21 protein-coding genes are annotated in these 23,377 nt (G+C 69.1%); 15 read left to right on the top strand and 6 right to left on the bottom strand.

The genetic code is table 11. The features are described 5' to 3' along the window. Positions 1-37 precede the first annotated feature (37 nt). From FHD63_RS12475 to FHD63_RS12435, 9 genes are all read left to right on the top strand, one after another. Positions 38-880, top strand: coding sequence for a helix-turn-helix transcriptional regulator (locus FHD63_RS12475; RefSeq protein WP_058889969.1), 843 nt, complete (start codon positions 38-40; stop codon positions 878-880). Then, positions 877-4,647 carry a nitrate reductase subunit alpha gene (locus FHD63_RS12470; protein ID WP_139722318.1) on the top strand — a complete coding sequence of 1,257 codons (3,771 nt, stop codon included), beginning with the start codon at positions 877-879 and terminating at the stop codon, positions 4,645-4,647. The genes FHD63_RS12475 and FHD63_RS12470 overlap by 4 nt, the downstream gene beginning before the upstream one ends. Before the next feature lie 43 nt (positions 4,648-4,690). Further along, entirely contained in the window at positions 4,691-6,469 is a 1,779-nt protein-coding gene (gene narH / locus FHD63_RS12465) for a nitrate reductase subunit beta (protein WP_139722317.1), read from the top strand. Further along, a complete protein-coding gene (gene narJ, locus FHD63_RS12460; protein WP_202978376.1) occupies positions 6,466-7,230 on the top strand; it encodes a nitrate reductase molybdenum cofactor assembly chaperone in 765 nt (254 codons plus the stop codon). The genes narH and narJ overlap by 4 nt, the downstream gene beginning before the upstream one ends. Beyond that, positions 7,227-7,973, top strand: coding sequence for a respiratory nitrate reductase subunit gamma (gene narI / locus FHD63_RS12455; protein WP_139722316.1), 747 nt, complete (start codon positions 7,227-7,229; stop codon positions 7,971-7,973). The genes narJ and narI overlap by 4 nt, the downstream gene beginning before the upstream one ends. Continuing rightward, entirely contained in the window at positions 7,970-8,359 is a 390-nt protein-coding gene (locus tag FHD63_RS12450) for a cupin domain-containing protein (RefSeq protein WP_139722315.1), read from the top strand. Before narI ends, FHD63_RS12450 begins: the two co-directional genes overlap by 4 nt. 23 nt (positions 8,360-8,382) lie before the next feature. After that, complete coding sequence (locus tag FHD63_RS12445; RefSeq protein ID WP_238705657.1) at positions 8,383-9,558, top strand: ThiF family adenylyltransferase; 1,176 nt, start codon at positions 8,383-8,385, stop codon at positions 9,556-9,558. A gap of 14 nt (positions 9,559-9,572) precedes the next feature. Further along, a complete protein-coding gene (mobA, locus tag FHD63_RS12440) occupies positions 9,573-10,235 on the top strand; it encodes a molybdenum cofactor guanylyltransferase (RefSeq protein WP_139722313.1) in 663 nt (220 codons plus the stop codon). A gap of 130 nt (positions 10,236-10,365) precedes the next feature. Further along, entirely contained in the window at positions 10,366-11,634 is a 1,269-nt protein-coding gene (locus FHD63_RS12435) for an MFS transporter (protein ID WP_238705656.1), read from the top strand. 30 nt (positions 11,635-11,664) lie between these two features. On the opposite strand, the gene FHD63_RS12430 is transcribed toward FHD63_RS12435, so the two are convergent. After that, a complete protein-coding gene (locus FHD63_RS12430; protein ID WP_139722311.1) occupies positions 11,665-12,711 on the bottom strand; it encodes a tellurite resistance/C4-dicarboxylate transporter family protein in 1,047 nt (348 codons plus the stop codon). A gap of 89 nt (positions 12,712-12,800) precedes the next feature. Between FHD63_RS12430 and FHD63_RS12425 the strand changes: the two genes are divergently transcribed. Beyond that, entirely contained in the window at positions 12,801-13,040 is a 240-nt protein-coding gene (locus tag FHD63_RS12425; RefSeq protein WP_139722310.1) for a MoaD/ThiS family protein, read from the top strand. A 21-nt stretch (positions 13,041-13,061) separates the two neighbouring features. Here the strand turns inward: FHD63_RS12425 and moaA are convergent, their stop codons facing one another. The 5 genes from moaA to FHD63_RS12400 form a co-directional block, all read right to left on the bottom strand. Continuing rightward, on the bottom strand, positions 13,062-14,093 hold the full coding sequence (moaA, locus tag FHD63_RS12420) for a GTP 3',8-cyclase MoaA (protein ID WP_139722309.1): 1,032 nt from the start codon (positions 14,091-14,093) through the stop codon (positions 13,062-13,064). Further along, complete coding sequence (locus FHD63_RS12415) at positions 14,093-14,566, bottom strand: MogA/MoaB family molybdenum cofactor biosynthesis protein (protein ID WP_420853103.1); 474 nt, start codon at positions 14,564-14,566, stop codon at positions 14,093-14,095. The genes moaA and FHD63_RS12415 overlap by 1 nt, the downstream gene beginning before the upstream one ends. A 185-nt stretch (positions 14,567-14,751) precedes the next feature. Continuing rightward, positions 14,752-15,099 carry a histone-like nucleoid-structuring protein Lsr2 gene (locus FHD63_RS12410; protein ID WP_139722307.1) on the bottom strand — a complete coding sequence of 116 codons (348 nt, stop codon included), beginning with the start codon at positions 15,097-15,099 and terminating at the stop codon, positions 14,752-14,754. A gap of 196 nt (positions 15,100-15,295) precedes the next feature. Next, positions 15,296-16,500 (bottom strand): IS3 family transposase gene (locus FHD63_RS12405; protein ID WP_170215649.1). Its coding sequence is split into 2 segments (ribosomal slippage): positions 15,296-16,201 and positions 16,204-16,500, totalling 1,203 coding nucleotides; the frame shifts between segments, so codons are not numbered across the junction. A gap of 143 nt (positions 16,501-16,643) precedes the next feature. Next, positions 16,644-17,138 (bottom strand): GNAT family N-acetyltransferase, encoded by a 495-nt coding sequence (locus tag FHD63_RS12400; RefSeq protein WP_139722305.1) that lies wholly within the window; start codon positions 17,136-17,138, stop codon positions 16,644-16,646. A gap of 325 nt (positions 17,139-17,463) precedes the next feature. Between FHD63_RS12400 and FHD63_RS12395 the strand changes: the two genes are divergently transcribed. The 5 genes from FHD63_RS12395 (at position 17,464) to FHD63_RS12370 (ending at position 23,176) form a co-directional block, all read left to right on the top strand. Further along, positions 17,464-18,234 (top strand): HEAT repeat domain-containing protein, encoded by a 771-nt coding sequence (locus FHD63_RS12395; protein WP_202978375.1) that lies wholly within the window; start codon positions 17,464-17,466, stop codon positions 18,232-18,234. A gap of 720 nt (positions 18,235-18,954) precedes the next feature. Then, the gene (locus FHD63_RS12385; protein ID WP_139722303.1) at positions 18,955-19,455 is read left to right on the top strand and encodes a SigE family RNA polymerase sigma factor; all 501 of its coding nucleotides are present in this window, start codon (positions 18,955-18,957) and stop codon (positions 19,453-19,455) included. Further along, positions 19,448-20,899 (top strand): hypothetical protein, encoded by a 1,452-nt coding sequence (locus tag FHD63_RS12380; RefSeq protein WP_139722302.1) that lies wholly within the window; start codon positions 19,448-19,450, stop codon positions 20,897-20,899. Before FHD63_RS12385 ends, FHD63_RS12380 begins: the two co-directional genes overlap by 8 nt. Positions 20,900-21,912: 1,013 nt before the next feature. After that, entirely contained in the window at positions 21,913-22,248 is a 336-nt protein-coding gene (locus FHD63_RS12375) for a cupin domain-containing protein (RefSeq protein ID WP_139722301.1), read from the top strand. 697 nt (positions 22,249-22,945) lie between these two features. Beyond that, positions 22,946-23,176 (top strand): hypothetical protein, encoded by a 231-nt coding sequence (locus tag FHD63_RS12370; protein ID WP_139722300.1) that lies wholly within the window; start codon positions 22,946-22,948, stop codon positions 23,174-23,176. The last annotated feature ends 201 nt before the right edge of the window (positions 23,177-23,377 follow it).

Raw genomic sequence — 23,377 nt, 5'->3', positions numbered from 1 at the left:
ATGCGACGAGCCGGACGGCCCTTGTGAGGAGGTGAAGGTGCCCGTTCCAGCCATCCAGCCCACGCGGCCGGAGCCGCCCGCCGGGGCGGCCCTGCTCGTCTCGCCGGTGCGCAGGGCCGTCGTGGACGAGCTCGCCGCCCTCGACGAGGCCACGCGTCCGGTCGGGCTGACGGCCGCCGAGCTGGGCTTGCGCCTCGGGCTGCACACCACCACGATCCGCTTCCACGTCGACCAGCTGGTGGCCGGCGGTGTGCTGGAGTCCCACTTCGTGCGCAGCGGCGGCGTGGGCCGGCCGAGCAAGAAGTACGTGCTGCGCGAGCAGGTGCTCGGCGAGACCGACACCGCCCAGCACGGTGCCGGGCCCTACCAGGTGCTGGCCGGGTTGCTGGCCTCCGCGATGTCGGCCGGGGAGGCCGAGCAGATGACGCCCGAGGAGGCGGGGGTGCGCTGGGCCCGCCACCGGGCCGAGGAGGCCGAGGCGGCGCACGCCCCCGAGCCCGGGGCGCCCGCCCCGGCGACGGCTTCCCGGTCTGCGGTGGAGGGGGTCATCGAGCTGCTGGCCGAGTGGGGCTACACCCCCGAGACCGAGCCCGCCGAGGAGGGGAGGGCCGTCGACATCACCCTGCGCGACTGCCCCTTCCTCGACCTGGCGCACACCCACCCCGACGTCGTCTGCGGCGTGCACCGCGGCCTGCTGCGCGGCGCGCTCGACGCCGTCGGCGAGCCCGACGCCCGGGTCAGCCTGCAGCCGTTCGTCGGGCCGACCACCTGTCGCGCGCGTCTGTACGTGCCGGGCGAGGCCTCCCCCGTCCAGGCCCCTGACCTGGGTACCATCACCGATCCCGACCCGCCCACCACTCAAGGAGTGCTTCCTTCATGACGGACATCCACGAGCGTCCCGCCGCCGGTCTTGACGGCCCCCTGAGCGAGGCGCTGGTCGGGACCAGGCGGTTCTTCACCCGGGGCCAGGTCTCGCAGGACCGGCGGACCCTGAGCCTGGAGGGCGGCCGCAGCGGCGACTCCTTCTACCGCGACCGCTGGAGCCACGACAAGGTCGTCCGCTCCACGCACGGTGTCAACTGCACCGGGTCCTGCTCCTGGAAGGTCTACGTCAAGGACGGGATCATCACCTGGGAGGCGCAGCAGACCGACTACCCCTCGGCCGGCGCGGACCGGCCGGAGTACGAGCCGCGCGGCTGCCCCCGGGGTGCCGCCTTCTCCTGGTACACCTACAGCCCGACCCGGGTGCGCTACCCCTACGTGCGCGGCACGCTGCTGGAGATGTTCCGCGCCGCCCGCCAGCAGTACGGCGACCCCGTCCTGGCCTGGGCCTCGATCGTCCAGGACGAGGAGAAGGCGAAGGCGTACAAGTCGGCACGCGGCAAGGGGGGGCTGGTGCGGGCCAGCTGGGAGGAGGTCGTCGACCTCGTGGCCGCCGCCCACGTCTACACGATCAAGCGCTTCGGCCCCGACCGGGTCGCCGGCTTCTCCCCGATCCCGGCGATGTCACCGGTCTCCTACGCCTCCGGCGCCCGTTTCCACGAGCTCATCGGCGCGCCGATGCTGTCCTTCTACGACTGGTACGCCGACCTGCCCAACGCCTCGCCGCAGATGTTCGGCGACCAGACCGACGTCCCGGAGTCCGGTGACTGGTGGGACGCCGGCTACCTGATCATGTGGGGCTCCAACGTCCCGCTGACCCGCACCCCCGACGCACACTGGATGGTCGAGGCGCGCTACCGCGGCCAGAAGGTCATCGCGGTCGCGCCCGACTACGCCGACAACGTCAAGTTCGCCGACGAGTGGGTCGCCTCCGCCCCCGGCACCGACGGCGCGCTCGCGATGGGTATGGGGCACGTCGTCCTCCGCGAGTTCTTCGTCGACCGCCAGGTTGACTTCTTCACCGACTACAACCAGCGCTTCACCGACCTGCCCTACCTCGTCACCCTTGAGCCGGTGAACGGCGACGAAGGAGCCTCGTTCACCGGAACAGAGGGGCAGGGCGAGCGTAGCGAGCACCGAGTCTTCAGACCGGGCAAGTTCCTCGTCGCGGGCGACCTGGAGGGCCACCCCGAGGCGGGCAGCGAGAACGCCATGTGGAAGCCGGCGGTCCTCGACGGGGCCACCGGTGAGGTCGCGATCCCGAACGGCTCGATCGGCCACCGCTTCGGCGAGGAGGGCGCGGGCCGGTGGAACCTCGAGCTGGGCGACATCCGCCCGGTGCTCTCGCTCTACGGCGACACCGGTGAGGCGGTCGAGGTGGCGCTGCCGCGCTTCGACAACCTCGAGGGCCAGCAGGTGCTGGAGCGCCGCGGCGTGCCGGTCCGCCGCGTCGGCGACCGGCTGGTCACCACGGTCCTGGACCTCATGCTCGCCCAGTATGGCGTGGGCCGCGACGGGCTGCCCGGGGCCTGGCCGTCCGGCTACGACGACCCCTCGGCCCCCGCCACCCCTGCCTGGGCGGCCGAGATCACCGGCGTCCCGGTCGAGCAGATCATCCGGATCGGCCGCGAGTGGGCGCAGAACGCGATCGACACCCAGGGCCGCGGCATGATCCTCATGGGCGCCGGCATCAACCACTGGTACCACTCCGACCAGATCTACCGCGCCCTGCTGGTGCTGACCTCGATCACCGGCTGCCAGGGCCGCAACGGCGGCGGCTGGGCGCACTACGTCGGCCAGGAGAAGGTGCGTCCGCTCATGGGCTTCCAGCACCTCGCCTTCGCCCTCGACTGGGTGCGGCCGCCACGGCACATGAACCAGACGTCCTACTGGTACGTCCACACCAGCCAGTACCGCTACGACACCTTCGACGCCGACGCGGTCAACGGCGGGACCGGCGCCTTCACCGGGCGCTCCACGATGGACCTGCTCGCCCAGGCCGTCCGGCTGGGGTGGGTCCCGTCCTACCCCCAGTTCGACCGCAGCTCCCTGCAGGTCGCCGACGAGGCCGCCGAGGCCGGCATGGCCGCCGGGGACTACGTCGCCAGCCGGCTCAAGGACGGCACGCTGCGGTTCGCGGTCGAGGACCCCGAGCACCCGGACAACTACCCCCGGGTCCTGTCGCTGTGGCGCTCCAACCTCCTCGGCTCCTCGGCCAAGGGCAACGAGTACTTCCTCAAGCACCTGCTGGGCACCGACAACGCGGTGAAGGCGGTGGAGGCCTCGCCGGAGCACCGGCCCCAGGACGTGGCCTGGCCCGAGCGGGCCGGCGAGGGCAAGCTCGACCTGCTGCTCACGCTCGACTTCCGGATGACCAGCTCCACGCTGTTCTCCGACGTCGTGCTCCCGGCCGCGACGTGGTACGAGAAGCACGACATCAACACCACGGACATGCACCCGTTCATCCACTCCTTCAACCCCGCCATCGCCCCGCCGTGGCAGGCCAAGAGCGACTGGGAGGCGTGGAAGGCCATCGCCCGGCGCTTCTCCGAGCTGGCGGTCGAGCACCTGGGCACCCGCAAGGACGTCGTGACCAAACCGCTGTGGCACGACACCCCGGAGGCGATGGCGACCGTGCACGGCCGGGTCCAGGACTGGCGCACCGGCGAGGTCGAGCCGGTGCCCGGACGGACGATGCCGGTCGTCGCCGAGGTCGAGCGCGACTACACCGCCGTCTACGAGAAGATGACCTCGATCGGCCCGCTGCTGGAGAGGGTCGGCATGCTGACCAAGGGCGTGAAGTACGAGGTCGGCCGCGAGATCGACATCCTGCGCCGACGCAACGGCACCGTCCGCGGTGGCGTCGCGGACGGGCAACCGAAGATCGAGACCGACATCCAGGTCGCCGATGCGATCATGCACCTGTCCGGGGTCAGCAACGGCCACCTGGCGACGCAGGGGTTCCGTTTCCTGGAGAAGCGGACAGGCACCCAGCTGCACGACCTGTCGGCCGAGCACGAGGGCAAGCAGATCACCTTCGCCGACACCCAGGCCGCGCCGGTACCGGTCATCACCTCCCCGGAGTGGTCCGGCTCGGAGAGCGGAGGGCGGCGCTACGCACCGTTCACGATCAACATCGAACGCTCCAAACCGTTCCACACCCTGACCGGCCGGCAGCACTTCTACCTCGACCACGACTGGGTGCAGGGGATGGGCGAGTCGCTGCCGACCTACCGGCCGCCGCTGAACATGACCACGCTCTTCGGCGAGGACCCGGTCGGTCAGCAGAGCGAGCACGACGGCGCGGTCGCCGTCGCGGTCCGCTACCTGACCCCGCACAGCAAGTGGTCCATCCACAGCGAGTACCAGGACAACCTGTTCATGCTCTCGCTCTCGCGCGGCGGCCAGACCATCTGGATGTCCGACGTGGACGCGGCCAAGATCGGCGTGCGGGACAACGACTGGATCGAGGCGGTCAACCGCAACGGCGTGGTCGCCTGCCGGGCCATCGTCAGCCACCGGATGCCCGAGGGCACGGTCTTCATGCACCACGCCCAGGACCGGCTCATCGACGTCCCGCTGACCGAGACCGACAACAAGCGCGGCGGCATCCACAACAGCCTCACGCGGATCCTGCTCAAGCCGAGCCACATGGTCGGCGGCTACGCCCAGTTCTCCTACTTCTTCAACTACATCGGGCCCATCGGCAGCAACCGTGACGAGGTCACGGTCATCCGCCGGCGCACCGCCCCGGTGACGTACTGAACCACCCGACGCACGACATACCGACCTGAGGAAAAGAGACAACATGCGCGTCATGGCACAGATGGCCATGGTCATGAACCTGGACAAGTGCATCGGGTGCCACACCTGTTCGGTCACCTGCAAGCAGGCGTGGACCAACCGTCAAGGCACCGAGTACGTCTGGTTCAACAACGTCGAGACCCGACCGGGCCTGGGCTACCCCCGGGGATACGAGGACCAGGAGGAGTGGAAGGGCGGCTGGATACGGGCCGACAACGGCCGGCTCAAGCTGCGCGCCGGCGGACGCCTCAACAAGATGCTCAACATCTTCTCCAACCCCAAGATGCCCTCGATCCAGGACTACTACGAGCCCTGGACCTACGACTACGAGACGCTGCTCAACGCCCCGGCGCAGGACACCTTTCCCGTCGCGCGGCCCAAGTCGCTCATCTCGGGCAAGCACATCAACATCGAGTGGTCGGCCAACTGGGACGACGACCTCGGCGGGTCCACCGAGCACGCCGCCAAGGACCCGATGCTCAAGGGCATCGAGGACAAGGTGAAGTTCGAGTTCGAGCAGACGTTCATGTTCTACCTGCCGCGGATCTGCGAGCACTGCCTCAACCCCAGCTGCGCTGCCTCCTGCCCCTCTGGCGCCATCTACAAGCGCGAGGAAGACGGCATCGTGCTGGTCGACCAGGACAAGTGCCGCGGCTGGCGCATGTGCGTCACCGGCTGCCCCTACAAGAAGGTCTACTTCAACCACAAGACCGGCAAGGCCGAGAAGTGCACCTTCTGCTACCCGCGCGTGGAGGTCGGCATCCCGACCGTGTGCGCCGAGACCTGCGTGGGCCGGCTGCGCTACATCGGCCTCATGCTCTACGACGCCGACAAGGTGCTCGAGGCCGCCGCGGTCGAGGACGAGCACGACCTCTACGAGGCTCAGCGCAGCGTGTTCCTCGACCCACGCGACCCGGCGGTCCAGCGCGAGGCGGAGCGCGCGGGCATCCCCGGCGACTGGATCGAGGCGGCGAAGAAGAGCCCCGTCCTCAAGCTCATCACCGACTACAAGGTCGCACTCCCCCTGCACCCGGAGTACCGCACCATGCCGATGGTCTGGTACATCCCGCCGCTGTCGCCGGTCGTCGACGTCATCAAGGACACCGGTTACGACGCCGAGGACAAGGACAACCTCTTCGCAGCCATCGACGCGCTGCGCATCCCGATCGAGTACCTCGCCAACCTCTTCACCGCCGGCGACACCCGGCCGGTCGAGGACGTGCTGCGCCGACTGGCCGCGATGCGGTCCTACATGCGCGACATCAACCTGGGCCGCGACCCCCAGGCGCACATCGCCGAGGCCGTCGGCATGGAGGAGGAGGAGATGTACGAGATGTTCCGCCTCCTGGCGATCGCCAAGTACGGCGACCGCTACGTCATCCCGACCGCCCACGGGGAGCAGGCGCACGCCCTGGAGGAGCTGGCCACGGACTGCCCCGTGAGCTCCTTCGACGACGAGCTGCTCGACTCCTCCGGCCCGTTCGGCGAAGGTTCGGGCCGCGGCGCCGTCACCCCGGTCGCGGTGGAGAACCTCAAGATGCTCCAGGAGCGGGCCCAGTCGGAGGCCCTCGTCTCCGGCGGCAGCAAGCGCGGTCGCGTCAACCTGCTCAACTGGGACGGGCGCGGCATGCCCGAAGGTCTCTTCCCCGAGCGCCAGGAGGGTGTCGAGGCCCCCTCGGGTGGTGGCAGCCCGCACCAGTCCACCGACGACTGGTCCGTGTTCGAGGACGGCCAGGCCCGACCGGACAACGTCGCCGGCGCGGACGAAGGACAGCAGCGATGATGCCCTGGCGGCGCCACCGGCGCAGCAGCCCCCGGTTCGACGCGCGCGCGCAGGCCGACGCCTGGCAGCTGTGCTCACTGTTGCTGGACTACCCCCGCGAGGACCTGCCCAGGCACCTGGCGGCGCTCCGGGAGGTGGCCGGAGGCCTGCCGCCGTCGGCCGGTGAGCCGCTGAGCCGGTTCCTCGAGCACGCGGAGGCCGTCGGCCTGTCCGAGCTGCAGCGCGACTACGTCGACACCTTCGACGTCACCCGCAAGTGCGCCCTGCACCTGACCTACTTCCTGCACGGGGACACCCGCAACCGGGGCGTGGCACTGGTGCAGTTCAAGCAGCTCTACCGCCAGCACGGGGTCGAGCTGGGCGACGCCGATGCGGAGCTTCCTGACTACCTGCCCGTCGTGCTGGAGTTCGGCGCGACCGTTGCCCCCGACACGGCCTGGAAGGTCCTCAACGACCATCGGGTCGGCATCGAGCTCCTCCGGCGGGCCCTGGACCGGCGCGGCTCACCCTGGTTGGACGTGGTCGCGGCCCTTCGGGCCACCCTGCCCGACCTCGACGGCGACGACGAGCAGGCCCTCGCGCGGCTCATCGCCCAAGGACCGCCGCAGGAGACGGTCGGGATCGACGACGCGCCCTACGCCATGGACCCCGCCCTCGACGGCCTGCGCACACCTCCGACCGACGGGTGCGCGCCCCCCGGCAGCGCACCGCACACCCCCCAGTCTCTCGGCTCGACCATCCCCGTAGGAGCCCCCCGATGAGCACCTTTCTCTGGGTGATCTTCCCTTACATCTGCCTGGCGACCTTCGTCGTGGGCCACGTCTGGCGCTATCGCTACGACAAGTTCGGGTGGACCACCCGAAGCTCCCAGCTCTACGAGGACAAGCTGCTGCGGATCGGTAGCCCGCTGTTCCACTTCGGCATCCTCTTCGTGGCGGTCGGCCACTTCTTGGGGCTGATCGTGCCGCAGAGCTGGACCGAGCGGGCCGGGATGAGCCAGGAGCTATATCACATCGTGGCGCTGCTCGGCGGGCTGCCAGCGGGCATCGCCTGCCTGGTCGGGCTGGCCATCCTCGTCTACCGGCGCCGCACGGTCGGGCCCGTCTTCCGCGCCACGACGGTCAACGACAAGGTCATGTATGCCGTGCTCGCCGTCGTCATCGTGCTCGGCATGTGGAACACCATCGCGGGCACCCTGCTCAACCTGGGCATCGCGGGCGACCACTACAACTACCGCGACGGCGTCTCGCCGTGGTTCCGGCAGATCTTCTGGTTCCAGCCCGACGCCTCGCTCATGGCGGGCGCGCCGATCGGATTCCAGCTGCACGCCCTGCTCGCTTTCCTGCTCTTCGCGATGTGGCCCTTCACCCGCCTGGTGCACGTCTTCTCCGCACCGATCGGCTACTTCACCCGGCCCTACATCGTCTACCGCAGCCGCGACGAGCGGCCCGGGACGGCGACCGGCACGCGGGCCCAGAAGCGCGGCTGGGAGCGGATCGGATGACCGGTCCGCACCCCGTCCTCGGCGACCTCGGGCTGGCCCCGGTCAAGGAGGCGGACCCCTATCGGGTCGTCGACCTCCTGGCCGAGGGCCGGCGGCTGCTGGACCAGGCCCGCGCCCGCGGCAGAGGCCGCGCCGTCCGCGCGGTCGTCCGCCAGCCGGGGCAGAACCTCATCGTCCTGGCGCTGCCCGCCGGGGGCGGGCTGCCCGAGCACGACGCCCCCGGCCCCGCCTCGCTGCAGTGCCTGTCCGGCGAGGTCGTGCTCAGCACGGCGGACGACTCGTGGCTCCTGCCCGCCGGGACGGCGCACGCCATACCTCCGGTCCGGCACGACGTCCGCGCCGACGTGGATAGCGTCTGCGTCCTGACCGTGAGCCTGCCCCGATGACCCAGACCCGTACCCTGCAGAGTGTGAGCACCCCCCTGCCCCCGCTCGTCCAGCCCGGCCCCGAGTTGACCTCGGCGCAGATCTCGCGCTACTCCCGCCACCTGCTGGTGCCCGGGATGGGCATCGAGGCCCAGCGGCGGCTGCTCAACGCCCGGGTCGCGGTCATCGGCGCTGGTGGGCTCGGCAGCCCGATCGTGTCCTACCTGGCCGCCGCCGGCGTCGGGCACCTGACGATCATCGACGACGACGTCATCGACACCACCAACCTGCAGCGGCAGGTCGTCCACCGCAGCGACGACGTGGGTCGGCCCAAGGGCGAGTCGGCGGCGGAGTTCGTCCGCGGGCTCAACCCCGACGTGTCCGTGCAGGTTCACCACACCCGGATCACCCCGGCCAACGCCGAGGCGCTGCTGGCCGGGCACCACCTCGTGCTCGACGGGGCCGACAACTTCCCGACCCGGTATGCCGTGTCCGACGCCGCGCTGGCGCTGCGGCTGCCGGTGGTGTGGGCCGCGGTGCTGCGCTTCGACGCCCAGATCTCCTCCTTCGTGCCCGAGGTCGAGGGCTCGGTGACACTGCGTGACCTCTTCCCGCTGCCGCCGCGCCCGGAGGACGTGCCGTCCTGCTCCGAGGCCGGTGTCCTCGGCGCGCTGGTGGGTCAGGTCGGCTCGATCATGGCGGGGGAGGCGGTCAAGCTGATCTGCGGCTTCGGGGAGCCGCTCGTGGGGCGGGTGCTGCTGGTCGACGCACTGTCGCAGCGGGTGCGTGAGATCCCGCTGCGCCCCGTCGGTGCGGTCGTGCCGCAGCCGCTGCACGAGCCCACCCGTGACCTGGTGCCCCTGGTCGAGGTGTCGGCGCAGGAGGTGAGCCAGGAGCTGGCTGCCGCCGACGGCGACCGACCGGCAGCCGGTGTGGCCAGGGCTCCCGCCCCCGTCCTGCTCGACGTCCGCGAGCCCGCCGAGCACGCCCTCGGCACCGTCCCCGGGGCGGTGACCGTGCCCGTCGGGGAGGTGCTGACCTGGGAGGAGCTCGTGGGCCAGCTGCCGGACGGGCACGTGATCGTCTACTGCAAGGCCGGCCCGCGGGCCCGCCGCGCGGCAGCTCACCTGGTCAAGGTCGGCCACCCCGACGTGCGCGTCATGACCGGGGGCATCCTCGCCTGGAGAGAGCAGGTCGACTCCTCCCTCCCGGCCTACTGACGGGCTCGCTCCGGATGCGCGTCGACCTGCTGGTCCTCGCCGGCGGGCGCGGCGAACGGCTCGGCGGCCAGGACAAGGCCGCGTTGGAGGTCGGCGGGCACAGCATGCTTGACCGCGTGCTCGAGGCGGCCGCCCTGCTCGGCGGCTCGGTCGTCGTCGTGGGTGACACCCCTGTCCCCGAGGGCGTGGCGCGCACCCTGGAGGACCCGCCCGACGGTGGGCCCGTGGCAGGCATCGCGGCCGGCCTCGAGGCGTTGGCAGCTGCGCCGGCCGGCGGTGCGCCGGCCAGCGGTGCGTCACCGAGCGGTGTGTCACCGACCGGCTGGGTCGCCGTCGTCGCTGTCGACCAGCCGGGCGCCGCACCGGCGCTCGCCGCTCTGGGTGCCGCGCTCCCGGGGCTGCCCGCGGACGTGGACGCCGTCAGCCACGAGGACGGCACCGGTCACCGCCAGTGGCTGCTCGCGGTCTACCGCCGGGCCGCGCTCGAGGCGGCGCTGGCCCGGCTGGACTCACCCCGGGACACCTCGGTGCGCAGGCTGGTCGCCGGCCTGCGGTGGCAGGTCGTCGAGGGCGGGACGGAGCACCTGGGCGACGTCGACACCTGGGAGGACGCAGCCCGCTGGGAGCAGCGGCTGGTCGAGGACGTGGGGCGGCGACGGGACGCGAGGCGCAGATAAAGACCCCCGCCGTGGACGTGCCGACGTGTCGTGTCCCCGGGTGTAGCGTGGGCCGGGTTGCCGGTTTCCCCTACGGAAGGCAGTGGTCCCCATGTCCGGCATCTCCGCTGACGCAGCAGGCGCGCCACAGGTGACGCCCGAGCAGCGCTCCCGCGCACGCAGGGCGGTCGTGGCCGCAGCCATGGGCAACGCCCTGGAATGGTTCGACATCATCGTCTACGGCTTCTTCGCGGTGGTGATCGCCGAGCTCTTCTTCCCTGCGGAGACCGACCCGACGGTGGCCCTCCTGCTCACCTTCGCGACGCTGGCGCTGACCTACTTCATCCGGCCGATCGGCGCGATGGTGATCGGCAACTTCGGCGACCGACGTGGTCGCAAGGCGGCGCTGACCCTGACGATCGCGCTGATGACGCTCGGCGTGGGGATCATGGCGTTCACGCCGACCTATGCCGCGATCGGTGTGACGGCGACGGTGCTGATGCTGCTCTCACGGCTGATCCAGGGCTTCTCCGCCGGCGGGGAGTTCGGCTCGGCGACCGCCTTCATGATCGAGCACAGCCCGGACCGCAAGGCCTTCTACGCCAGCTGGCAGGTCGCGACCCAGGGCATCTCGATGCTGCTGGCCGGCTCCTTCGGGCTCGTGCTCAACACGATGCTCAGCCAGGAGGCGCTCTACTCCTGGGGCTGGCGGGTGCCCTTCATCTTCGGGCTGCTCATCGGCCCGATCGGCTGGTGGATCCGCAGTTCGATGGACGACACCCCCGAGTTCCTTGAGGTCGAGGAGCGGGACGAGCGGGTGGCGATGCCCTTGGGAGCCGTCCTGACCCAGCACCTCGGCCGCGTCCTCACCGCCGCGGCATGCGTGGGCGTGGCGACGATGTCGGTCTACCTCATCCTCTACATGCCGACGTTCTCGGTGACGGCCCTGGGCCTGCCGTCCTTCGCCGGCTACATCGGCGCGGCCATCGCCGGTCTGGTCACCCTTGTCCTGGCGCCCATGTTCGGCGCCCTCGCCGACCGGGTGGGCACGGTGCCGATCATGCGCGTCGCTGCTGTGGTCGGCGGCCTCGTCGTCTACCCGATGTTCCTCGCTCTGATCAACAACCCGACCGTCTGGATGCTCACCCTGGTCGAGGTCGTGCTGGGCGTGGTGATGGCGGCCTACTTCGCGCCGTTGCCCTCGATGATGGCCGCGATCTTCCCGACCGCCGTGCGCACCACGGGTATGTCGGTGGCCTACAACGTCGGCGTGACGACCCTCGGTGGCCTCACCCCGCTCGTGCTCGCCTGGCTTGTCGACCAGTTCGCGGACGTCTCGCCGGCCATCTACTACATCGCGGTGGTGATCCTCTCGCTGGTCGGGCTCACCCTCGCGCGCCGGGTCTACGGTCTGCGGTGACCCGCCCCTGATGCGCGGGTCGCCGACGGCTCACCGCCTGGCCGCGGAGCGCCAGATGGACCGGATCATGCCTGCTGCGACGAGCACCCAGGCGAGCAGGGCGACCCAGAACCAGTGCGTCCCGACGAACTCCACGACCGGCAGCCGGTCCGCGCGGCCGAGGTAGATGCCGGCGACGGCATACATCCCGAGCGGGAAGACCATGCTCCACAGGGTGGGCTGGTAGACGAGGGGGATCCGGCGCAGGAAGTGCCGCCACACCCCGGCGGCGATCAGGACCGGGATGAGCCACGTCGCGAACGCCCAGAACACGACAGACATGCCCGCGACGAGGTCGCGGGTGACGTCGATCATGGGCGCGTCCTTCATCTCCACGATGCGCGCCCCGGCGACGACGGTGATCGCGACCGCGCCCATCGCCACCCAGTAGGGCGGGTCCAGGTGCTCGGGCCGCAACGGGTAGAGCATGACCCGCAGGGCGACGAAGACCGCGCACGCGGCATACAGGACGACACCGACCGACCAGGCGAAGACGGCCAGGATCGCCAGCTCGTGCCGCAGGCTGTCGTAGAGCGGCTCCAGGCCGGCGGCGACCACGGCGATGGACTGGCTGGCCACCACCCAGATGAACCACGTGCCGTTGGCGGTGTCGAGCATCGGGCGCCGGTCGCTGCCCAGGACCGCGGTCCACGGGATGACGTAGCCCAGGACCAGCCACACCAGCACGGAGATGGTCAGCAGGACCCCGGCGACGAAGGTCTGTCCGACGCCGACCAGCGCCGCGCCGAGGACGTTGGTGGCCGCGATGAAGGTGAAGAAGCCGAAGGCGCGCGCAGGGTCGTGGAAGTCCTCGGACAGGTGGCGGCGGTAGCTGACGAAGCGCCAGGCGGTCAGCACGACGAGGGTGACGTAGAAGGCCACCGCCACCCAGAAAAGCAGGGTCGCCAGCAGGGTGAAGCCCTTGAGCTGGGCGCCGATGGACACGATGCCGGTCCCCATGACGCCGGCGAAGTAGCCCGGTGTCAGCGTCGCCGGCGTGAAGCGACCGACGACCGTGGGGGCCGGGGTCGTGGTCATCGACCCACCGTAGTGGCCCCGGCGCCCGGTCGTCACGTCTGACGCGGCGGGCCTTAGCCTTTTCGCGCAGGGTCTGGGAGACTGGGTGCATGGCCACGGTGAGGTATTTCGCAGCGGCTGCCGAAGCAGCAGGGACCACGACGGAGCAGGTGCACGCCGACGACCTCGGCTCGCTGCTCGCCGACCTCCGCGAGCGGCACGGTGCCGAGCTCGCGCGGGTGCTGGAGCGCAGCTCGGTCCTGCACGAGGGACAGTACGTCACCGACCCGGCCCGCGCGCTGGCGCACGACGCCGTGCTGGACGTGCTGCCGCCCTTCGCTGGCGGCTGATCACCTGCGCCCGAGGCGCCGTCAGCCGCCGATCCGGCTCATCGGGCGGGGCGGCTGCAGGAAGGTCGGCTCGTTGATGCCGTGCCCGGGGAGCTTGGCCCCGATCGAGGCGCGGATCAGCTCGGCGAGCTCGTCGTCCGAGGCGCCGTCGCGCAGCGGCGTGCGCAGGTCGGTCTCGCCGGTGGCGAAGAGGCAGTTGCGGATCATGCCGTCGGCAGTGAGCCGCACCCGGTCGCAGCTGCCGCAGAAGGGCATGGTGACCGAGGCGATGGCGCCGACCATGCCCAGCGGCTCGACCTCGGGGCCGGCCCCCCACGGCCGCACGTCGAAGAGCTCGGCCGGTGCGCTGCCCCTCGACTCGTCCGGCTGCGCGGTGAGGTCGTAGCCGGTGCGCAGCTTCGCGAGGATCTCCGCGCCGCTGATCATCTGCGAGCGGTCCCACCCGTGCTGGGCGTCCAGCGGCATCTGCTCGATGAACCGCAGCTCGTAGCCGTGCTCGAGGGCGAAGGTCAGCAGCGCCACGACGTCCTCGTCGGCGTCGTTGACACCGCGCATGAGGACCGTGTTGATCTTCACCGGCACGAGCCCGGCCTCGGCGGCCGCGTGGATGCCGGCGAGGGTGTCGGCGAGGCGGTCACGCTTGGCGAGGGAGATGAAGACGTCGCGCCGCAGCGTGTCGAGGCTGACATTGACCCTCGTCAGGCCCGCCTCGCGCAGGGCTGCGGCGTTCTTGTCGAGGCCGATGCCGTTGGTGGTCATCGAGACCTCGGGCGCCGGGTCGAGCGCCGAGAGACCGGCGACGACGTCGACGAGGTCGCGACGCAGCAGCGGCTCGCCGCCGGTGAGCCGGATCTCCTCGATGCCCATGGACACCGCCACGTCGGCGAGCCGCACGACCTCCTCGGTGGTGAGCATCGTCGCCCGCGGCAGCCACGGCACGCCGTCCTCGGGCATGCAGTAGGTGCAGCGCAGCGAGCAGCGGTCGGTGACCGAGATGCGCAGGTCGCGGTGCACCCGGCCGTAGCTGTCCACCAGCGGCTCGCGGATCATCATCAGTGGTCGCCCCCCACTACTTGATCGACCAGGTGGCCGAGCAGCGGCCCGATGATGTCCATCCCCTCCGTGACGGCCGCGGGGCGACCGGGCAGGTTGATGACCAGCGTGCCCCCGACCCCGCGCTCCTGCGGCCAGTCGACGACGCCGACGACGCCGCGGGACACGGCCGCGAAGGGGGTGTGCCGTGAGCCCTCCCGGCGCATCAGCTCGGCCATGCCCGGGTTCTCCCGGGTGATGACCTGGCGGGTCCCCTCCGGGGTGAGGTCACGCGGGCCCATGCCGGTGCCACCGGTGGTCACCACGAGGCGGGCCCCGTCGGCGACGGCGGCCCGCAGCGCCCCGGCGACCGACTCGACACCGTCCGGCACGACCACCGGGGACTCGACGGCATACCCCAACTCCCGGAGAGCCACCGTGAGGCGGCGGCCCGACTCATCCTCGCGAAGCCCGTCGGAGGACCGTCCCGACACCGTAATCACTGCTGCCGTCCGACTGGCTTGCGACGCGTCGTGTGAGCTCACTCCTCGACCTTAACGGGCCCCGACATCGGACTCCTGAGCGCCTCTATCGATACGTGGATGGCCGCTGCGCCATCACTCGACGCCTGGCCGTTCAGCAGTTCCGCCAGGGTGAGTTGCACGCTGTGCGTTCTCTCTCAGCCCTTCTGCGCAGACTCGTATGCAGCGACGACCTCAGCGGAGATGCGTCCACGGTCAGAGACGGAGTGCCCGTTCTGCTTTGCCCACTCCCGGATGGCCTTCGTGCGCTCGCGGTCCTGCTGACTCGCGTTGCTGCTGGTACCGGTTCTGCGCGTGCCACCAGACACCTTGCGCCCGGCCTTGAGGTAGGGCTGCAGTAGATGGGCAAGTTCCGATGCCTCATCGGTGGACAGGTCAACCTCGTAGGTGTTGCCCTTCCAGCCGAAGGTGACGGTCTCGCCTTCTGTGCCCAGCTCCTCCCCGGAGAGGTCGGAGACGAACTGCGTAACGACACGCTGCGCCATGGGGTGTTCCTTCTCAATGGGACGGTCGGGAATGTGCCCACCCGAAGGGGTGGGCCGCGTATGCGCAACCGTACCCAGGACATAGCACTGAACAAATTCGCCCCAGGACCCACTGAGGGACGCAAGCACGTCGTCAAGCCTGCATAGATCTGCCCTGACAATCGGGGACTGCTGCACGGATAGGTGACAGGTTCGGTCAGGCAGCCTGGTCGGCTGGTGTGGTCATGATGGTCTCGAACTCGATGGGGGTCAATCGCCCGAGAGCGTCCTGTCGACGGCGTCGGTGGTAGGTCCGTTCGATCCAGGTCACGATCGCGATGCGTAGGTCGTCCCGGGTGACCCACTGTCGGCGGTCGAACACGTTCTTCTGCAGCAGCGCGAAGAAGGACTCCATGGCCGCGTTGTCACCCGCGGCACCGACTCTGCCCATTGACCCGACCATGTCGTGGCGGTTGAGAGCGTGGACGAACTTCCTGCTACGAAATTGAGATCCGCGATCCGTGTGGACCACGCACCCGGTGACGTTCCCGCGGCGGGCGACGGCGTTGTTGAGTGCGGCGACCGCGATCCGGGACTTCATGCGGGAGTCGATGGAGTAGCCCACAATCCGGTTGGAGTACACGTCCTTGAACGCGCAGACGTACAGCTTTCCTTCACCAGTCCAGTGTTCGGTGATGTCCCCGACCCACAGCTCGTTCGGCGTCGTGGCGGTGAACGCGTGCCGGGTCCGGCCATTCTTGTCGGTCACAGCGCACCGGTCCTCATGAACGGGCGGGACGGGCTTCTTCCCGTTCCTGCCCCGTTTCTTGCCGAACGCTGACCACCAGCCGTTGTCCGAGCACAACCGCCACGCCGTCCGCTCGCTCATGGTGTGCCCGGCGTCGCGGGCCTCATCGGCCAGGAACCGGTACCCGAACTCCGGGTCATCCAGGTGCGCGTCGAACAAGGCGTTCGCGCGATAGGCCTGCCCGCGCGCGGTGTCGGTGACCGGTCTCGCCAGCCACCGGTAGTAGGGCTGTCGAGCGATCTTGAGCACCCGGCACGTCACCGTGACGGGGATCCCGTCGCCGGCCAGCTCGCGGACGAGCGGGTACATCATTTTCCCGGCACGTTGGCTTGGGACAGGTAGGCCGCGGCCCGGCGCAGGACCTCGTTCTCCTGCTCCAGCAGCCGCACTCTCCTTTTCAGCTCCCGGTTCTCGGCGTTCTCCGCGGCGCTCTCGGCGGCGCTCGGGCCAGGCTTCACACCGTCCTCGACGTCCGCGGTCTTCATCCAGTTCGTCAGGTACGACTCGCTGATGCCGAAGTCGGCAGCGATCTGCTTCAGATGGACTCCCGGCTCACGGTTCCTCGCGACACGCACGACGTCGTCGCGGAACTCTCGGGGGTAAGGCTTAGGCACAGTGCACATCCTTCCAGCAGCACCTCTCGGCACCACAGATCAGATGTCACCTATCCGTGCAGCAGTCCCGGTTGATCCCAGGCCACGGGCGCAAGGCGCAGTCCGAGTGGCCCACCGGGTGGAGCGCCACTCGGACCGCGCTGTCAGCGTTGCTGAAACCCTGCTCGGGTGTAGAGCGCGAGAGCCGCTGGGGAAGTGCCCTCGCCGATGCGCAGCGAGAGGGTGGCATCCCCAGCCCGCGCACAGGCGTGCACCGCGGTGTCGAGCAGGGCTCGGCCGACGCCCATGCCTCGCACGTCGGGATGGACGAAAAGGTCGATGATGAAGGGCCCGTCCAGCTGGGTGTCCCAGATCGACTTATCTACCACCAAGATCGCACCGACGGGTCGGTTCTCGAAGGTGGCGACCCGGGTGAGGTCGTGGCGCAGGACTCCGAACTCGCCGGCGAAGGTGTCGTCCATCTCTTGCTGGGCGTCGCTCAGGCTGGTGGCCGCGACAGCGGGCGGGTATGCCGCGAGATAGGCGGTGGCAAGGGCGTCGCGATCAGACGTCTGGATGCCTCGGAGCTCGACGGCGTCGATGCCGCCGGGAGTGGTTGAGCGGGCGGTGAGTGAGAGGGTCATCAGGTCAGAGGGCATAATTGTTCCGTTCGTGTCGGTGGGCGTTGGTGAGCTGCCATCTGGAACGGAACATGGGCCCATCGTAGGCAACGTTGACGAGCTTCACAGGGAACTCATCGATCCAAGACCTGGGTGTCGCATACGGCATGTTGCCCGCCGACTTGCGAGGAACACTCGCAGCGGCAGAACAGTGCGCGTGACGGCGAACCACCGGTGGCGGCATGTGCCTGTCGTAGAGCTGGGCTCCCTGGAAACCCGCAGATCGCTCCTGGGCGGCGCAGAGGGTGGGTGGGAGTACCAGCGGGTTGACCCTCACGCATCGTGAGGTCTTAGCGTCGAGCACGTGAACGAGCCACGTAAATCTTTTGCCGACGACCCTCCTGCCGCTCTCGCCGCCCTGGTGCATCCGGACAAGGACATGCGTCAACACGCAGCTGTCGCATTGGGTCAGCGAGCCGACCCGCATCTGGCGCCTCGCATCGCCGAGCTGCTGTGGCAAGAACCGGACTTTTTCGTCCGGGAAACCTTGACCTGGGTTCTGACGCGGACCCCTGAGGCAGCCGCAGACGCAGCTTCGTCCGTGCTTTCCGTTGGCGACGTCAACACCCGTCTGCAAGCACTACACCTTCTCAGCAAGCTGTCTGATCCCAACACTGTTCGCGTGGTGGCGGGGTTCATCGACGATGTTGACACTCGGGTTGCCGACAAGGCACGGTGGGCACTCGCCCGAATCGCGGACCCCTCGGTCATCCCAATCTTGGTCGACCGGCTCGGCGACACGGACCAGACGGCGCGCGATGCGATGACCACCGCGCTGTCCCAATTTGGAGCGCCAGCTGTGCCGACCATCGGCACGGCCCTGAGGACGGCGGAGGATCCCAGCGTGCGCGCTCACGCAGCCGACGTGCTCTGCTTCATCGGGGCACCTGGCGCACATGAGGCTGCCCCCGCCCTAGCCGACGCGTTGCACGACAACCACCCCGATGTCCGGCTGGCCGCCACGTTAGCCCTCCGCGAATTGACCGACTACCCTGCGGCGCGCGAGGCGCTACGAGAAGTCAGCCTGAGCAGTGACGACCCCCGGGTCCGGACGGTCGCTCGGCTGAGCCTGTGACTTCCCGCTTGTCCGTGGTGCCGGCCGTGGCGGCCTCGTCGCAAGGACTGCCGGGCCAGGGGCATGCGGCCGTGACGGTTCCGCCGCTCGAAGAAGCGTCAGATGCTAACACCATGCGGCACAGTTCATGTGAGTCGCCGCCTCGGAGCGGCAAGAGCGGAAACCCGATGGCGGGGCGACGGCGCCGTGGCTAGGCTCCCCAGCATGCCCGGCCCGGACGGTTTCGACTGCGCAGTGCGGGGCGAACACGTGGTGATCAGCCATCACGGGCGTCACGCGGCGACGCTGCGTGGCCGACGCGCCCAGACCTTTCTCGAAGACGTCGTGTCCGGGGACCCTCAGACCCTGATGGCTAGGCTCACCGGCAACTACCGGCGGGGAAACGAGCGCCAGGCTCGGAGTCACCCGCGCAACCAACCCCGCTGAGTTGCTCCCCGGGACGCTTCAGCTCGCACGGCCCGCGGCAGTACAGGATGTTCACGAGATCGCGATATGGCTGTGGCGCCAGCCTTCTACGTACCTGACCGGGGCAGCCTGCGTAGGTCGGCCCGTCCGGGAGGTGAGGCCGGGTCGGGCTAGGTCACGGTGGGGACTGTGCCTGCGCTCTTGAGTGAAGCCTGCCGAGGTGTAACTGGGGAGGGACTCAACCTTTGCGCGTGCTGGCCCGTTGAGGGGATAGGCGCCCGCCGGGGGCGACGCACAGGGACACGACGAGGTGAGATGAAGCGAGACGCGGAGGAAGAGTTTGCGGACTTCGTCCGTGTGGTGTCTCCGCGTCTGCTCACCTCGGCGTGGATGCTCAGCGGTGACCCGCACGTCGCCGAGGAGCTGGTGCAAGAGTCGCTAGCGCGGGTCTACGCGCACTGGCGGCGGGCGCGGGTGGACAACCCTGTGGCCTACGCCCGACGCATCCTGGTCAATCTCCATACCGACCGCTGGCGCAAGCGCCGCCGGGAGGTATCGACCGACACGTTGCCCGAAACCGACCTATCGCCGGGCCACGGGGACCGCGTCGATCTGGCCCTTGACCTCGTCCGTCTCCTGCAGGCGCTCCCACGACGCGAGCGTGAGTGCGTGGTCCTGCGGCACTACCTGGACCTGTCGGAGAAGGACGCCGCCAACACGCTCGGTGTCTCGACCGGCACGGTCAAGAGCTCGACCTCCCGCGGGCTGGCCACCCTGCGCGCCGCCCTGACCGAAGGAGAACGCAACCATGTCTGAGAATTTTGACAACTCAGCCCTCGACCTGCTGGACCGGGCCGATGAGCTCGCACCAGCCATGGCTGTCGATCCTGGCACGGTCATCGCCGCCGGTCGCCGCAAGGTGCGGCATCGCCAGGCGTCGGTCGCTACCGGGGTGGGTGCGGTGGCGCTCGTCGGTGCGCTCTGGCTCGGCGGACCGATCAACCCGTTCGCGCCGACCCACCTGATGAGCGACCCGGTGCCGGCGGCGACGGTCAGCTGGCAGGACGGAGTGGACGTCGAGCTGTTCGACAACTCGCCCAACCCGGTGCACGAGGCCGACCGTACTGCCTGGACCGGACAGCTGCGCAGCAACGAGGGGGACGCGTTCCCGGAACTGGTCCTAACACGAGACGGGACACAGCTGGACCCGGTCACCGCGCAGGACGGCCCTGGTGACGTGATGGTGTTCACCGTCGAAGGTCTGAGCGTGGCGGTATGGCAGTCGCCTCCTGGAAGCCGCGGCGAGGCCCCGCTGTGGGCGCCGGGCGTCTACGCCAGCCAGGGCGGCACCGTCGAGATCGATGGGGCCCAGCTGCAGTACAGGGCAGCCGAGATCGTCCCGGGGGGCAACGGTGAGCTGGAGGAGCTTTACTGGTTCACCGATGATGCCGCTCACGCTGCCAGCGGGGCGCCGCTGCACAGCACCGTCCTGGTCGCGGGCGACGTCAACGCCCTGGTCATGCTGGACCAGCCGAGGCAGGCATGGGGCACGATCGACCTACGGCACCCCACCGGTCCGGCCCACGTCGAGCGGCTCGTCGCCGGTGCAGGCTTGAGCGGATGGATCGGCCAGGACGTCACCACCGCCACCAGCGTCGGCGTCCTGCCTGAAGGGGGATCGAAGCCGACCGTGACGTCGCAGACCACGGTCCTCGCGCAGGCCCAGCTGGGGACGCAGACGGCCGTCCTGGCGGCCGACTCCACGCTGGTCACCGGACCACCGGTCATCCGCTACCAGTTAGAGGGTGAAGAACGCGACCTGATGAGGTTCGTGCAGGAGACCAACCGCACGCTCGAAGTCGGCACCGCCCAGCTCCTGGTCACGGCGCAACCTACGGCGCTGGAGCTACGTCGCGGAGACAAATTCACGCTCATCCCCGTCGAGGACCTGACCGACGGACACGCCCTGGCCACTCCCGTCATGGGCGGTCACGTGGTCATCGTGCCCGGCTGGGAACCGGACGCAGCAGCCGAGGACCTCCGGGTGCTCGTCGGGACAGACGAAGAGGATCGCTGGGTGGAGGCCAAGTCGGCCTACATCGACATCCTCTTCGACGGTCGACCCCTCGTCGTGCTCGGACTGGACGACGGCATCCTCCACGAGGATGAGAACGTGCGCGGCGTTGGCATCGCCGAAGCCGACGACCGCGTCGTTTCACACCCGCTGGACGACGTCACCCCGCTCAACGTCAACATCTGAACCGCCACCACGGACGCCCGCCTGGCGGCAGAGTCGGATGGTTCAGGCTCGTGGGCGGCTTGCTCCTCCGAAACTGCGTTTGCCACGCCACATTTTTGTGCCATCGCTGAGGTGTAGTTCGGTCCTTGGCCGGCGCAGAGCACGGTAATCGTGACGATCGTCGTCGCCGGGTCGGCGTAGGCGTCCAAGATGCGTAGTTGCTCGTCAAGGGCTCCCCGCTCGTCCTCGGGTTCGTACGCGAATTCGATCCATAGGTAGCCACCGGGGAAGGTCAGTTCGAAAAGGTCCCCCCTGATAGCGAGATCGACCTGGCCTTCACGGCTGGGCACCTCGATGGTCCACGCCATGTCTCCCGGGCGGTCCGGCATGCGGTTGCTTAGACGGTACCCCCGCTGGCAGCAGTGTTCTTTGACCACTGCTTCAAGTGGGGCTCGACGCAGTTGTGCGTCTCGATGAGGCATGACAACGGCGGTCACTCGTGCGAGATATGCAGCCGCCTTGCTGTCGCCGGCGGTGCCGCGTTCGAGGTCGAGCAGGTTCTCCAGCGCAGAGTCGTCCACTCGACCATCGCTGCTGATGACCCCGGCGAGCCAGGAATCAAGGCCATCCCGGCAAGCAGCGTCATCCGTCTCCAGAATGTCTCCAACGTCGAGTTCGAGCGTCAGGTCACTCCAGACTCGTCGCAGGGACGCGACTTGCCGCTTCGACAGCTGCATCACCGCAACGCCCCGCGATCGGGAAGAGACACGCTCATGATGCCTGACACGGTACGGGAGCCAGGCCTGCCGGCTACTTGCGAACCGCGGCAGAGGCGCGCGTCTGGTTCTCATGCGGGACCGGCGTGCGTGCACACTCCATGCGCAGTTGTGTGCGTCCGCTGGTCAGGCAGATGCGGCGGGTGGTGGCGGCGCAGACCCGGACGTGTCCGTGAGGATTGTTGGCTAGCCTAGACAGCACCAGCCAGACCCGCAGGCGTGTGATCCAGAGTGTTCACTCACTGATGAGGAGAACCGATGCCCAAAGAGTCACTGACAGAGCTCGTACAGCAGCACCTCGAGACCGCCTCGACCGCGTCCAGCGGGCGTAGCGCCCACACAATCTACGGCGGTCACGAGAACGTGCTCCGACAGACCCTGATCGCCCTCCGGGCAGGTAGCAGCCTCGACGAGCATGAGAGCCCAGGCGAGGCCACCCTTCAGGTGCTGCACGGGCGTATCACTCTGGTGGCAGGACAGGACCGGTGGAACGGCTCCCCCGGTGATCTCATTCCCATCCCCGACTCTCGCCATGCGCTCGAGGCGGTTGACGACTCCGTGGTCCTCCTCACGGTCGGGATGCGCGAGGCGTAGCAGGCCCCAGGAGCGGTCCACGAAAGGGGGTCTACGGTTCCGTCAGTTGTCGACGCGTGCAGGCCATCGCCGCACTGGATGATTGCTGACAAGGCGATACAGGAACCGCACTGCCCGCGGCAGATGCGCGCGCTTATGTCTTGGTGAGGTGGCATGGGGGCCGCTAGGAATTGGGCGCTGCGAGCGAGGCCCGTCAAAGTTGTCCGTCACTGCTGATCGTGCCGGCATCTCGGCCCATACGGACGAGGTCGGTGTGGGCCTGCTGGCAGAGCGGGTCGGCCTGACCGGGGAACTGCCTGGGGCGCTGACCGGCCGCTCGTTCGGTCCGACCCACGACCGCGGCCAGGCGTTGCCCGACACAATCCATCGCGCGGCCAAGTCGTCTTGGGCGTGGACTACCCCGACATCAAGGAGTTCATCGAGACCATGGTGCGCGGAGGAGACAAGATCCGCGCGCTGCGACGCTGGCCTCGGCACGGAACTGAGCCATCAGGACAACGTGTCTATGCAGTCACAAAGCGCCAACAAGTGTTCCCGTGTCTGAGACTGCGACCCAGAGGCCAGGCGAATTCGGCGCCAGCAGTGTCAGACCCATGTGGACACTTAGAAGACGGAAGCGCTTCAGATGGCGCTCGGCACAGCTGAGCAAACTGAGCGTCCGGCTTCGATCGCAAACAAACGGAAAAGGACCCGACCCGTGGCAACTGAGACGAGCACCGACCCGTTAAACCCCATTCCTCCGAAGGCGCTACTCGAACTGCGCACCCTGGTCATACTGATGGCGGGAGTCGTGGTCGGCGTGGTGACCGGCGTACTGCTCTGGTACGCGGACCACCAGCTCGCGCAGGCCGTGCTCGGCGGACTCGGCAGCCTGGCCATCACCATCAAGGGTCTCGACAGCCTCGTTCACCGGAGCGCCATTACGTGATGACAACGTCGCGCAAGTCGAGCATCGAAGCGCTCCACCAGCGGCAAAGTCGGATGTCGAGAAGGAGTCGCGGTGGGAATCAGGTCATGGTCGCTCGACCTAGCGCGTCGGATGACGACGTCCGCGCACCACTACGAACGCGGGCCTTCTCGTTGACGGTCACGCTCGTACCGCTGGCGTTTCATTCGATGTTCCTCGAGG

Origin of the sequence: Serinicoccus chungangensis (assembly GCF_006337125.1) — a bacterium.
Lineage (GTDB): Bacteria > Actinomycetota > Actinomycetes > Actinomycetales > Dermatophilaceae > Ornithinicoccus > Ornithinicoccus chungangensis.
Note: the sequence above shows the minus strand (reverse complement) of the source record. Positions and strands in the feature narration are given on the sequence as shown.

What these genes read in the sequence shown, in the direction of transcription:
- FHD63_RS12470 (WP_139722318.1), top strand. Translation starts at nt 877, where the DNA reads ATGACGGACATCCACGAGCGTCCCGCCGCCGGTCTTGACGGCCCCCTG.
- narH (WP_139722317.1), top strand. Translation starts at nt 4,691, where the DNA reads ATGCGCGTCATGGCACAGATGGCCATGGTCATGAACCTGGACAAGTGC.
- narJ (WP_202978376.1), top strand. Translation starts at nt 6,466, where the DNA reads ATGATGCCCTGGCGGCGCCACCGGCGCAGCAGCCCCCGGTTCGACGCG.
- narI (WP_139722316.1), top strand. Translation starts at nt 7,227, where the DNA reads ATGAGCACCTTTCTCTGGGTGATCTTCCCTTACATCTGCCTGGCGACC.
- FHD63_RS12450 (WP_139722315.1), top strand. Translation starts at nt 7,970, where the DNA reads ATGACCGGTCCGCACCCCGTCCTCGGCGACCTCGGGCTGGCCCCGGTC.
- mobA (WP_139722313.1), top strand. Translation starts at nt 9,573, where the DNA reads ATGCGCGTCGACCTGCTGGTCCTCGCCGGCGGGCGCGGCGAACGGCTC.
- FHD63_RS12430 (WP_139722311.1), bottom strand. Translation starts at nt 12,711, where the DNA reads ATGACCACGACCCCGGCCCCCACGGTCGTCGGTCGCTTCACGCCGGCG.
- FHD63_RS12425 (WP_139722310.1), top strand. Translation starts at nt 12,801, where the DNA reads ATGGCCACGGTGAGGTATTTCGCAGCGGCTGCCGAAGCAGCAGGGACC.
- moaA (WP_139722309.1), bottom strand. Translation starts at nt 14,093, where the DNA reads ATGATGATCCGCGAGCCGCTGGTGGACAGCTACGGCCGGGTGCACCGC.
- FHD63_RS12410 (WP_139722307.1), bottom strand. Translation starts at nt 15,099, where the DNA reads ATGGCGCAGCGTGTCGTTACGCAGTTCGTCTCCGACCTCTCCGGGGAG.
- FHD63_RS12400 (WP_139722305.1), bottom strand. Translation starts at nt 17,138, where the DNA reads ATGCCCTCTGACCTGATGACCCTCTCACTCACCGCCCGCTCAACCACT.
- FHD63_RS12385 (WP_139722303.1), top strand. Translation starts at nt 18,955, where the DNA reads ATGAAGCGAGACGCGGAGGAAGAGTTTGCGGACTTCGTCCGTGTGGTG.
- FHD63_RS12380 (WP_139722302.1), top strand. Translation starts at nt 19,448, where the DNA reads ATGTCTGAGAATTTTGACAACTCAGCCCTCGACCTGCTGGACCGGGCC.
- FHD63_RS12375 (WP_139722301.1), top strand. Translation starts at nt 21,913, where the DNA reads ATGCCCAAAGAGTCACTGACAGAGCTCGTACAGCAGCACCTCGAGACC.